The organism is Acidobacteriota bacterium, assembly GCA_009861545.1.
In the GTDB taxonomy this organism is placed as follows: Bacteria; Acidobacteriota; Vicinamibacteria; order Vicinamibacterales; family UBA8438; genus WTFV01.
Genome location: VXME01000111.1, coordinates 1 through 10,890 on the forward strand (window position 1 = coordinate 1; position 10,890 = coordinate 10,890).

The following is a 10,890-nucleotide window of genomic DNA, read 5'->3' on the forward strand; positions in this document are numbered from 1 at the left end:
CTGCGCCGCAGAACGCAGCGCAGCGAAGTGCCGCGGCGCAGGGTCATGGAGTGGGGGGGATGGGCCGAAACGGCGAGCCAGCGAGTCGTTTCGGGGCGCTAGGAGCCTGCGGCGTGCGCGATGAGACGGCGCTGCGGGGGGCGGTCTGGCGCCGCCTGGAGTGCGACGGCCCGGCGGCGGAACGACTCCGCCGGGAGCTGTCGGTGCACCCGCTCGTAGCCCGTCTGCTCGTCCAGCGCGGCGTCTCGGACCCGGACGCGGCGCGCCGGTTCCTGCACCCCAGCCTCGACGATCTGCACGACCCGTCTCGTCTCACGGACCTCGACCGCGCTGTCGATCGGCTCCTCCGCGCCGTGGCGCGACGCGAACCGATCGCCGTGCACGGCGACTACGACGCCGATGGCGTCAGCTCCACCGTCATGCTGCGGCGCACCCTCGAGCTTCTGGAGGGTGACGTGACGCATTTCATCCCCGAGCGCCTGCAGGACGGCTACGGTCTGCATGCCGAGACGGTCGAGCGTCTGCATGCGCAGGGTATTCGGGTCATGGTGTCGGTGGACTGCGGCATTCGCAGCATGGACGCGGCGAAGCGCGCCGGCGAGTTGGGTCTCGATCTGATCGTCACGGACCACCACGAGCCGGACGCGGCCATTCCGCCGGCGTTCGCGGTGCTGAATCCGCGCCGTCCCGACTGTCCCTATCCGGACAAGGACCTGGCCGGAGTCGGCGTGGCGTTCAAGCTCGTGCAGGCGCTGTGCCGGCGTACCGGCCGCACGCCCTGGCTGCAGGGCTTCGTCAAGCTGGCAGCCATCGGTACGCTTGCCGACGCGGTGCCGCTGCGGGGCGAGAACCGCGTTCTGGCCCGGGTCGGGCTCGACCGCCTGTCAGCGGGCCCCCACACGGTCGGGCTGCAGGCGTTGCTGGAGGCGAGCGGACTGACCGGGCGCAGGATCGCCAGCGACGACGTGGCGTTCCAGCTGGCGCCGCGCATCAACGCGGCCGGCCGCATGAGCTCGGCGGATCTCGCGGCCCGGCTCCTGCTGGCGACGGGCGCCGCGGCGGCGGGAGAGGCACGCGAGCTGGCCGGTTCGCTGGACGCCGAGAACGCACGGCGGCGCGAAGAGGAGAGCGAGATCGTGGCCGATGCCCGCAGGGTCATCGAACGCGATCCGGACATCGGCGCGCAGAACCTGCTGGTGGTGTGGGCCGACGGCTGGCACCGCGGCGTGATCGGAATCGTGGCATCGAAGCTCGTCGAGACGTTCGGCCGGCCGGCAATCGTGCTGTCGGTGGACGGGGATGAAGCGCACGGTTCGGGCCGGAGCATTCCGGGATTCGATCTCCTCGCCGCGCTGGAGCACAGCGCCGACCTGTTCGTGCGCTTCGGAGGGCACAAGCAGGCGGCCGGCATGGCGATCGAGTCGCGGCGCCTGAAGGAAATGCGGCGCCGGCTGGCCGCCTATGCCAACGAGAGGCTCGATCCGCGGGATCTCGTACCGCGGCTGACCGTGGATGCCCCGTTGGCGCTCACGGACGTGCGCGAGGGGCTGCTTCGAGATCTGGCCGAGCTGGAACCGTTCGGCAGAGGGAACCTGCGGCCCGTGTTCCAGGCCGAGCCGGTCGAGGTTTCGGAGGGTCCCCACACGATGAAGCAGAACCACCTCCGCATGACGATCCGGCAGGGACGCGCGGCGTTTCCGGCCGTCGCCTGGAGAGCGGCCCGGAGGGCCGCCGTCCTCGAGCGGCACCGCGCCCGGCTGCGCCTGGCGTTCTCGCTCGACCGGAGCACGTACAAGGGAAACGACTTCATCCAGTTGCGCGTTGCCGACGCTATCGGGCTAGAGTGAGAAGACGATGGCATCGTGGCAACGTCCGGCCCGGGTAGCGCTCGCGTCCTTTGCGGTGACGTTCGGCATCACGTTGCTGTACAGCATGCCGAACCGGACCGCTCCGCCCGCCGCGCCCGGGGGCGCCCCGGCCGATCCGCGGGCCGTGATCGCGAGCAGTGGTGCGCGCATCACGCTCGGCGACGGCTCGGTGATCGTGGCGGATCGGCAGTTCGCCTACGACGACGGCTCCGCCCGGCTGGTCGGCGTCGAAGTGATCGTGCCGGCCGGCGAGGATCGAACCGACTTCCGGATTCGCAGCGGCGAAGCGTCCGGCGTCGAGGAGACGGGGGAGTGGCGGCTGTCCGACACGGTGACGATCGAGACGGGAGACGGGCTCACCGGCAGCACCTCGGAGGCATCCTATGCCGATGCCACCGGCCTCGTCGCGATGCCCGAGCCCGCGGCTTTCGAGCAGGGCTGGATGCGCTTGGCCGGTGACGCCGCGCGCTACGATCGGCGCCGCGGCTTCGTGCATCTCGATCGGCGGGCGGTCGTCGAGTTGCGGCTCGGAACGGGGGGCGACGCGCCGGGTGTCCGGATCGCTTCGGACAATGCCGAGGTGGATCGGCTCGCCGGGCTCATGTGGTTCAGGGACGCCGTGACGGTCGAAGCGGACGAGCACCGCATGCAGTCGGACGCGGTGATCGTGCGCTTCGGTGCGGACGCGTCGCGGCTCGACGTGATCGAGCTGAGCGGGAGTGCCCGCGTTCTCGGTCGGAGGGCTTTCGGAGAGATGTCTGCCGAGACGATAGGCGTCTCCTATCGGGACGGCGAGCTGGGGCGTATCGTCCTGACCGGCGACGCCCGAGTTCTGGGAGGCGGCACGGGACCGGGACAGCTCCGCAACCTGTCGGCGCCGCACATCGAGGTCGACTACCGCGGCGGCGCGCCCGAGCAGGCGGCGCTGCGCGGCGGCGCGCGTATCGAGCTCTTCGGCGATCGAGCCGGCGCACCCGGGGTGGCGATTGCCGGCGGCTCGATGGACGTGGCGCTGCCGAGTGGCGGCGCGGCAGTTGACGAGCTCCACGCGCAACAGAACGTGACGCTGGAGTTGCCCGCGCACGAGGGCACCGTCCGGCGCATCCAGGCGCAAGCCCTGCAGATCGGCAGGGACGCAGGGGAGGGGAATCGGACGGCGGCCGCGGTGGACGAGTCGCCCGCGCCTTCGACGACCGGCGCGGGCGGCGTTGCGAACGGCGCCGGGCAGGTCGCGGTATTCGACGGGAGCGTCGAGTTCCGGGAAGCCGACACGCCGTCGGCGCCCGCTGCGGACGAGCGCGTCATGCGGGCGGATCGGATGGAAGCCGTCCTGTCGGAAGGGCTCGCGCAATTGATGGAGACGCGGTTCATCGGAAACGTCACGTTGCAGTCCGGACATATCGGCGCGGAGGCCGATGAGGCGAGCTATGCGCCGGACGCCGCGCTGTTCACACTGCTCGTATCGGACGCGACGGATCGAACGCCACGCCTCGATGATCAGCGGGGATTCGTGCAGGCGGAGACGATTGCCATCGGTCTCGACGGACCGAACATCGAGGCGCTTCGCGACGTCAAGGGCGTGTTGGCCGCCGTGGAGGCTGACGGCTCGTCCGCCACCGTGCGCCCCGGGCTCTTCGCCGCGGGGCCGCCGATACACGTCGTGGCGGGGCGGTTCGTCTACGACGCGGCGCAGTCCCTGGCGACGTATTCGGACGGCGCCCGGTTGTGGCAGGGCTCCACCGAGTTCCGCGGCCAGACCGTGCTCCTCGACGAGACGACGGGAGACATCTCCGCCGAGGGATCCGTGCGCACCCGCACGACCATGCTGCAGAACGACGAGACGATCGACGACGTCGTGGAAACGACCACCGAGGGCCGCGCCGGGACGCTGTTCTTCGACAATGGGAGCCGCCAGGCCACCTACACGACGAACGCCGTGCTGAGCAGCCCGGGGTTCAGCCTCGGCAGCGATGCCATCGAGCTGTTCCTCCACGACGACGCCCGCACGCTGGCTCGGATCGAGGCCGACGGGGAAGTTGCGCTCGAGCTGGACGCCCGCAGCGTGACCGGCGACTCGCTGGCGTACGAGGACGGCGAGGGCCGCTACGACCTGACCGGCGATCCGGTTCGGGTCGTCGAAGAGATGGAGGACGGGTGTCGAGAGACCACGGGACGGACCGTGACGTTCTACGCGAATGGACAGTCGATATCCGCCGACGGGCAGTCCGCCGAGCGGACCGCGTCCAGCAGCGCGAGTTGTCGCTAGCGTGTCCCGGTTTCCAGCCCATCGAAGCGTCCGAATCATGGCTCTCCTTAAGACCCTCGGGCTGACGAAGTCGTACGGCAGGCGAACCGTCGTGCGCGACGTCAGCCTGGATGTGCGCCCCGGCGAGGTGGTCGGACTGCTGGGACCGAACGGCGCCGGCAAGACGACGACCTTCTACATGGTGGTCGGGCTCACGGCGGCCGATTCCGGCCGCGTGGTGCTCGACGGGCAGGACATCACCGACGATCCCATGTACGTCAGGGCCAAGCAGGGGATCGGCTATCTCCCGCAGGAGCCGTCCGTCTTTCGCGGGCTCACGGTGGAGCAGAACGTCCTGGCGATCCTCGAGACGCTGAAGCTCTCGCGCGCCGAACGGCGCCGCCGGGCGGCCGAGCTGCTGGCCGAGCTCAACCTGACGCCGCTGGCGGCGGCGCGGGCGCATTCGCTGTCCGGCGGCGAACGGCGCCGCGTCGAAATCACCCGGGCGCTCGTGATGTCGCCCTCCTTCATGCTCCTCGACGAGCCTTTCGCCGGGATCGACCCGATTGCCGTGAGCGACATCCAGGCGATCATCTTTCACCTGAAGGAACGCGGGATCGGGGTTCTGATGACGGATCACAACGTGCGCGAGACGCTGCGGATCACCGACCGCGCCTACATCATTCACGATGGCGGCGTGTTCAGGAGCGGGACGCCGGAGGAGCTGGCAAGCGACGAAGAGGTCAAGCGCATCTATCTGGGCGCGGGATTTCGTTTGGACTAAGATCGAAGAAGGTGTTCCCCCGGCCGCCCAGGCATCGATGGCCATTCAGCAGAAGCTCCAGACCCGGCTGTCGCAGAAGCTCATTCTCACCCCGTCGCTGCAGCAGGCAATCAAGCTGCTGCCGATGCCGACGGTCGAGCTCGTGGACTACATAAACCAGGAGATCGTCGAGAACCCGGTACTGGAGGAGATTTCGGACGAGAGTACACCCGCGGAACCCGCCGAGCAGGCTGAAAAGGCCGATACGGATCGGAGCGATACGCGCGAGGCCGAGCCTGCTGCCGACCAGCAGGACGCCTGGGAGGATGCGGACTACGAGTTCTTCGGTGACTACCTGGATGACGGCTATCGCGCCCGCACGCCGACCGAGGTCAAGGAGCTCCCGCCGATAGAGAATACCCTGTCGACAGGCACGTCGCTGTCCGACCATCTGCTGCGCCAGCTTGGAGAGCAGACGGATGACGACCGGTTGCGGGAGATTGGATCCGCGATCGTCGGCAACCTGAACGATGACGGCTACCTGGTCGCGTCGATAGACGAAATCGCCTCGATGGGGCCGTGGCCGATCACCGAGGTCGAACGCGTGCTGGCTCGCGTGCAGACGCTCGATCCCATCGGTGTCGCGGCGCGCGACCTCCGGGAGTGCCTCCTGTTGCAGATGGAGCAGCGCGGCCTCGGAGGGACGCCGTGCGAGACGATAGTCCGGGAGCACCTCCACCTGCTGCAGCATGGCCGGATGCCGGAGCTCGCACGCAAGCTCGACATGAACATCGCGACCCTCAAGGAGCACGTCGAGGCACTGCGCCAGCTCGATCCGAAGCCGGGCAGCCGGCTGAACCCCGTCGAGTCACGCTACGTCATTCCCGACGTCTCCGTCATCAAGGTCGAGAACGACTACGTCGCCGTGCTGAACGACGACCGTGTGCCGCAACTTCGAATCAGCCCGGTGTACCGGCGCATGATGAGCAAGGCCAGCCGGAGCTCGGAGGAGACGCGCGCCTACGTGAAGAAGAAGATCGAGTCCGCGAAGTGGTTGATCAAGTCGGTGGACCAGAGGCAACGGACCATCCACAAGGTCGCGACGAGCATCATTCGCTTCCAGCGCGGCTTTCTCGATCACGGCATCGAGCATCTGCGTCCGCTCGTGCTGCGCGACGTCGCCAACGACATCGGCATGCACGAGTCGACCGTGAGCCGCGTCGTGACCAACAAGTACATGCATACCCCGCAGGGCGTGTTCGAGATGAAGTACTTCTTCCACAGCGGCATCAACAGCGCGTACGGTGAGACGGTATCGTCCGTCAAGGTCAAGGAGCGCATCCGCAAGATCATCGCGCAGGAGGACGCCCGGAAGCCGCTGAGCGACTCCCGGATCGTGCGGCTCCTGCAGGACGAGGGGCTGGTGCTGGCGCGGCGGACGATCGCCAAGTACCGTGAAGAGTTGAAGATCCCGACGTCGAGCCGGCGTCGCGAGCACTATTGACAGGTCCGAGGAGTCAGCAGCGGTGACCGACGGGGAAGCGACGAGGGTAGAGAAGCCGTGGGGCTACGAGCTGATCTGGGCGAAGACCGGACGCTACGTCGGGAAAGTGATCCACGTGCGCGCCGGGCACGCACTCAGCCTGCAGTACCACAACCGCAAGGAAGAGACCCTGCTGCTCTGGAGCGGGCGGCTGCTCTTCGAACTCGGCCCGGCGGGTCGGACCCGCAGTTGGGAGATGCAGCCGGGAGACCGGGTACACATAGCCCCCGGAACCGTGCATCGGATGACTGCAATCGACGACAGCGACGTGTTCGAGGTGTCGACTCCGGAACTCGAGGACGTCGTGCGGCTCGATGACCGGTACGGCCGCGAGGGCACGACCGACGCCTAGCGCCGCCAAACCCGGCGCCACGGCACCGCGTTCGGCCCCAGCCCCCACCTTCCCAGGAGCCTGCGCCTCGCCACTTCGCTTCGCTGCGTTCTGCGGCGCAAGCTCCTAGCAGTCTGGCCGACCTCAGAACGGAATGTCGTCTTCGGTCAGATCGGGACCGCCGCCCGGCGCCCCCTGCTCGGATGGGGCCGGCGCCTGACTCCGGCCATCCCCGCCGCCCTCCGCGCGCCGGCCGCTGCCGTCGCCCCTGCCGAGCAGCACCACGCGATTGGCGCGGATATCGGTCGAGTAACGCTTGTTGCCGTCGCGATCATCCCACTGCCGTGTCCGGAGGCTCCCTTCGACGTAGATCTGTCTGCCCTTCAGCAGGTATTCCTGCAGGGTCTCCGCCTGCTTGCCCCAGACGTCCACCCGGTGCCACTCGGTGTGCTCCTGGCGTTGCCCGCTGTTCTTGTCCGTCCAGGTCTCGGTCGTGGCGAGACTGAAGTTCGCCACCGCCGCGCCGCCGGGGGTGTAGCGTAATTCCGCATCCCGGCCGAGATTGCCAACGAGAATGACCTTGTTCACGCTGCCCATGGTGCCGTCACCCGTGTCCTTCCGAAAAGTTGGTTCACTGGCTCAATCTGTCAAGCAATTGCTGTGCCAGAGCGGCCATCCGACTGTCCGGATAGTTGGTTACGACCAGGTCGAACGACTCCCTGGCGCGATCCGGTTCGCCGAGGCGATCGAACGCCAGCCCCCGCTTGTACGCGGCCTCGGGAACCTTGTCCCCGTTCGGATAGTTCATCACGACCTGTTCGTAGGCCTCGACCGCGCCCTGAAAATCGCCCTGCAGGAAATAGGTCTCACCGATGTAGAACGCGGCGTCATCGGTCATCTCCGAGCGTGGATACGTCGAGACGTACGCCTCGAAACCGGTGATCGCCAGCGCCCATTGACCGGAGGCGTAGTCGGCCCAGGCCGTGTTGTACAGCCGCTGCGGCGAGCCGCCGGCGACCACGGGAGCGGCCGGGGCGGGAGCGGCCGGGGCGGCCGCCGCCGAGTCGGGTTGCGCCGTCTCCGTATCCTCCGGCAACCCGGTTGTCTGAACCGGCATCGGTGGAATCGAGATACGCAGCGCTTCGACTTCCTGCGAGAGTGAAGAGATTCGCACGTTGGTTTCGTCGAGCTTCTCCCGCAGTACCCGGGTATTGGAGCCCACGTTGTCGATCACCAGCCGCTGATCGGCGAACGCTCGTCGCATCGCCGTTTCGAGCTCTTGCTGATTCGCCGCGAGTGTCTCGATGGCCTCCACGATGCCGTTGAACGCCAGGTGCAGCCGCATCGACTGCTCGTGCAGCATGCGAATGTCCGCCATGAGTTGCTCGTGCTCGCGGTCCGCAGCCACGGCGGCGGTCGTCGTGAACGGGAGCGCGAGCAGGAATCCAGCCGCGATGCGTGTCATGAGAGCATCTCCCCTCGGGCCGCAGCCTCACCAGGCACGTTCTTCGCCAAGGTCTCAGGCGCCGCCCGAACTGTCGTCGAGGTGTGCTCGATACTGTACCCCGCGGGTGAGCCGGGCGTCATGCGACTTCCGGGTTCTCATTGGCCGGTGACGACGAAGTGGGCTCGCCGATTGGCGGCCCAGGCATCCTCCGTCTCGCCCGGCACGAAAGGGAACTCCTCGCCGTAGCTGATGGTCTGCACCCGACCGGGCGAGATCCCCAGGTTGACGAGATGATCCCGGACGGCGTACGCCCGCCGCTCTCCGAGCGCGAGGTTGTACTCGGGCGTCCCCCGCGAGTCGCAGTGTCCCTCTACTGCAATCACCCACAGCGGGTTCTGCACCAGGATGGCGGCATTGGCCTCGACGGCCGCTCTTCCGGCCGCGTCGAGCTCGCTGCTGTCGTACCCGAAGAACACCGCCTGCAGCGGAGCCTCCCGATTGATCTCCTCGAGCGGCCGGGAGGCGATGTTCTCTTCGGGCAGCGGAGGCGGCAATGGCAGCGGAGGCGGCGCAGCATCCCGCACCGCCGGCGGCTGCGGCCTGACCGGCGCCACCTGGCGTGCTCCCGGCGGCGGGTCCGGACGCTCGGGTTCGACGGGCGCCGGGTTACGCACGCAGGATGCACCGAGCAGGCCCACGAGAGCCACGCCGATCAGAGTGCGGCGCGGCAACGATGATTGGTATGCGTTCATCTCTGTCCCTCATCCGGCGTCGCCCCCCGCAGCGGAGGCTCCGTCGCGTCGATCATGCCGGCGGCGGTCACCGTGACCAGCTCGGCATCTCGTTGTTGCCCATGTAAGTGATCTGGCGCAGCCCCCGTCCGTCCCGGCCGATGACGAAGATCTGCTTGCTGCCGCTCCCGCGCGTCGACGAGAACACCAGGTGCCGGCCGTTGGCCGAGTAGCTCGGACTCTCGTTCGTGCCCTGTCCGAAGGTGAGCTGCCGCACCTCGTTCGTCGCGAGGTCGACGACCTTGATGTCGTGACCGGGCCCGGTGCGCGACGAATAGGCGATCTCGTTGTACGGGCTCGGCGACCATGTGGGGCGATCGCAATAGGACTCGAACGTGATGCGGCGGAGACCGGCGCCGTCGACGCCGACGACGTAGATCTGCGGCGATCCGGTGCGGTCCGACGTGAACGCGATCTGGTGCCCGAGCGGCGACCACGTGGGGCTGGTATCGATCGCCGGGTGATTGGTCAGACGCCGGAGGTTCGTGCCGTCGACGTTCATGACGTACAGCTCCGGATTCCCGTCCCGATTGGAATTGAAGGCGATCTGGCTGCCGTCCGGCGAGAAGGCGGGCAGCCAGTTGTGCTCGCGCTCGTTGCCGGCGGCCGGCGTCTCCAGCCGCCCCTCGTAGATGTGGGAGACGACGATGTCCTGCTGCCCGGAGCGGTACGACGTGTACGCGACCGCGCGAGCATCGGGCGTCCAGGTGGGCGTGACGTTGAGCGACCGGGTGACGGTCACGCGCCGGACGTTGGCGCCGTCGTAGTCGGATACGTAGATCTCCTTCGTCTGCCGATTCGGCACGAGCCCGAGCACCGACTCGCTGTCGCGATCGGAAACGAAGGCCAGATGACTGCGCGCGATGCCCTCGAGGCCGCGTTGCTGGCGGTGGATCTCGTCGGACAGCGCGTGCGCGTAGAGGCGAACGTCGCGGTACGAGCCCGTGTACTCGACGCCGAGGGTCGAGTCGAGCGACCGCACGTTGAACAGTCTCGCCCGGACCAGCAGTTGCCCGTCCGGCTGCCGCTCCACCGAGCAGCTCACGACCCCGTCCGCGCCCAACTCCTGCCAGGCATCCAGCGGCAGGTCCGTCAGGCTGCGAGCGCGCCGAATGGTGCGATAGGTGTCGCGGGCCACCATCCGGAATTCACGCTCGAAATCGAGGTCGTCGAAGAGCACCTGGGCAATCGTCGATGCCGCGTCCAGGGTCTCCGGGTCGCTCGTCAGAGCCAGGCAGTCGGGCACGGCGAGGCGCGGCTGCGCGCCGATGCGATCGCCGATGATGAGATCGACGCCGGACCGTGCGCCCGGCGGCTGATCCGGGGACTGCTGGGCGAAGAGCAGGGCCCCGGCGGCGGGCAGGGCCAGCACGAGCGACGCGACGCGAAGAGCTGGTCTGGTGGTCATGGCTGATACTCGAAGGTAAGGCGAACGGGCAGGTCATCGTCCGGATAGTCCCGGGGCAGCGGCGGCAGAGCGCGCGTCAGCAGTACGGCGCGCTGCGCGCTCGTGTCGAGGGCGAAGTAGCCGCTGGAGCGGTCCACGCCCACGTCGTCGATCTCGCCGTTTCGTCCGATGGTGAAACGGACGACGACCGAGCCGGTGACGTGTTGATTGTTGTCCCACCGCCTGCGGATCAACTCGATCATCGTCGACAGGTATCGAGGACAGCAGAAGTCCCCGACATCGAGCTCGGCGCCGTTTCCCCCGAGCCCGCCCCCCGAGAGCCCGACGCCCATCCCTTCGACCCCCGTATCGGCCATCGCCCGTCCCTCGCGGGCCGGCGGGCCCCGGGGGCGGGGTACGAAGCGGGGCGCGGGCCGGGGCGGGGGGGCCGCGCCCGCCCGGGCCCCCCCCCCGCCCCGCCTCTCCGCCCGCCCCCCCCCCCCCCCCCCCCCCCC

10 protein-coding genes are annotated in these 10,890 nt (G+C 68.4%); 5 read left to right on the top strand and 5 right to left on the bottom strand.

Annotation, left to right across the window (positions count from 1 at the left end; translation table 11 throughout):
* Window positions 1-59 precede the first annotated feature (59 nt).
* From recJ to F4X11_18205, 5 genes are read left to right on the top strand one after another with little or no spacing between them, the layout of a single operon-like run.
* Entirely contained in the window at window positions 60-1,847 is a 1,788-nt protein-coding gene (gene recJ / locus F4X11_18185) for a single-stranded-DNA-specific exonuclease RecJ (GenBank protein ID MYN66934.1), read from the top strand.
* A gap of 7 nt (window positions 1,848-1,854) precedes the next feature.
* Complete coding sequence (locus F4X11_18190) at window positions 1,855-4,134, top strand: hypothetical protein (GenBank protein ID MYN66935.1); 2,280 nt, start codon at window positions 1,855-1,857, stop codon at window positions 4,132-4,134.
* A gap of 34 nt (window positions 4,135-4,168) precedes the next feature.
* Window positions 4,169-4,897 carry an LPS export ABC transporter ATP-binding protein gene (lptB, locus tag F4X11_18195; protein MYN66936.1) on the top strand — a complete coding sequence of 243 codons (729 nt, stop codon included), beginning with the start codon at window positions 4,169-4,171 and terminating at the stop codon, window positions 4,895-4,897.
* Window positions 4,803-6,380: an RNA polymerase factor sigma-54 gene (gene rpoN, locus F4X11_18200; protein ID MYN66937.1), complete on the top strand. Its 1,578-nt coding sequence runs from the start codon at window positions 4,803-4,805 to the stop codon at window positions 6,378-6,380. The genes lptB and rpoN overlap by 95 nt, the downstream gene beginning before the upstream one ends.
* 22 nt (window positions 6,381-6,402) lie before the next feature.
* The gene (locus F4X11_18205) at window positions 6,403-6,771 is read left to right on the top strand and encodes a cupin (protein ID MYN66938.1); all 369 of its coding nucleotides are present in this window, start codon (window positions 6,403-6,405) and stop codon (window positions 6,769-6,771) included.
* 123 nt (window positions 6,772-6,894) lie between these two features.
* On the opposite strand, the gene F4X11_18210 is transcribed toward F4X11_18205, so the two are convergent.
* The 5 genes from F4X11_18210 to F4X11_18230 form a co-directional block, all read right to left on the bottom strand.
* Window positions 6,895-7,347 carry a single-stranded DNA-binding protein gene (locus tag F4X11_18210; GenBank protein MYN66939.1) on the bottom strand — a complete coding sequence of 151 codons (453 nt, stop codon included), beginning with the start codon at window positions 7,345-7,347 and terminating at the stop codon, window positions 6,895-6,897.
* A gap of 34 nt (window positions 7,348-7,381) precedes the next feature.
* A complete protein-coding gene (gene ybgF / locus F4X11_18215; protein ID MYN66940.1) occupies window positions 7,382-8,215 on the bottom strand; it encodes a tol-pal system protein YbgF in 834 nt (277 codons plus the stop codon).
* A gap of 137 nt (window positions 8,216-8,352) precedes the next feature.
* A complete protein-coding gene (locus F4X11_18220) occupies window positions 8,353-8,811 on the bottom strand; it encodes an OmpA family protein (GenBank protein ID MYN66941.1) in 459 nt (152 codons plus the stop codon).
* A 205-nt stretch (window positions 8,812-9,016) separates the two neighbouring features.
* Window positions 9,017-10,396, bottom strand: coding sequence for a hypothetical protein (locus F4X11_18225; protein ID MYN66942.1), 1,380 nt, complete (start codon window positions 10,394-10,396; stop codon window positions 9,017-9,019).
* The gene (locus F4X11_18230) at window positions 10,393-10,752 is read right to left on the bottom strand and encodes an energy transducer TonB (GenBank protein ID MYN66943.1); all 360 of its coding nucleotides are present in this window, start codon (window positions 10,750-10,752) and stop codon (window positions 10,393-10,395) included. The genes F4X11_18225 and F4X11_18230 overlap by 4 nt, the downstream gene beginning before the upstream one ends.
* Window positions 10,753-10,890: the final 138 nt, after the last annotated feature.

Coding starts and splice junctions, on each gene's coding strand:
- recJ (MYN66934.1), top strand. CDS start 60: ATGGGCCGAAACGGCGAGCCAGCGAGTCGTTTCGGGGCGCTAGGAGCC.
- F4X11_18190 (MYN66935.1), top strand. CDS start 1,855: ATGGCATCGTGGCAACGTCCGGCCCGGGTAGCGCTCGCGTCCTTTGCG.
- rpoN (MYN66937.1), top strand. CDS start 4,803: ATGGCGGCGTGTTCAGGAGCGGGACGCCGGAGGAGCTGGCAAGCGACG.
- F4X11_18210 (MYN66939.1), bottom strand. CDS start 7,347: ATGGGCAGCGTGAACAAGGTCATTCTCGTTGGCAATCTCGGCCGGGAT.
- ybgF (MYN66940.1), bottom strand. CDS start 8,215: ATGACACGCATCGCGGCTGGATTCCTGCTCGCGCTCCCGTTCACGACG.
- F4X11_18225 (MYN66942.1), bottom strand. CDS start 10,396: ATGACCACCAGACCAGCTCTTCGCGTCGCGTCGCTCGTGCTGGCCCTG.
- F4X11_18230 (MYN66943.1), bottom strand. CDS start 10,752: ATGGCCGATACGGGGGTCGAAGGGATGGGCGTCGGGCTCTCGGGGGGC.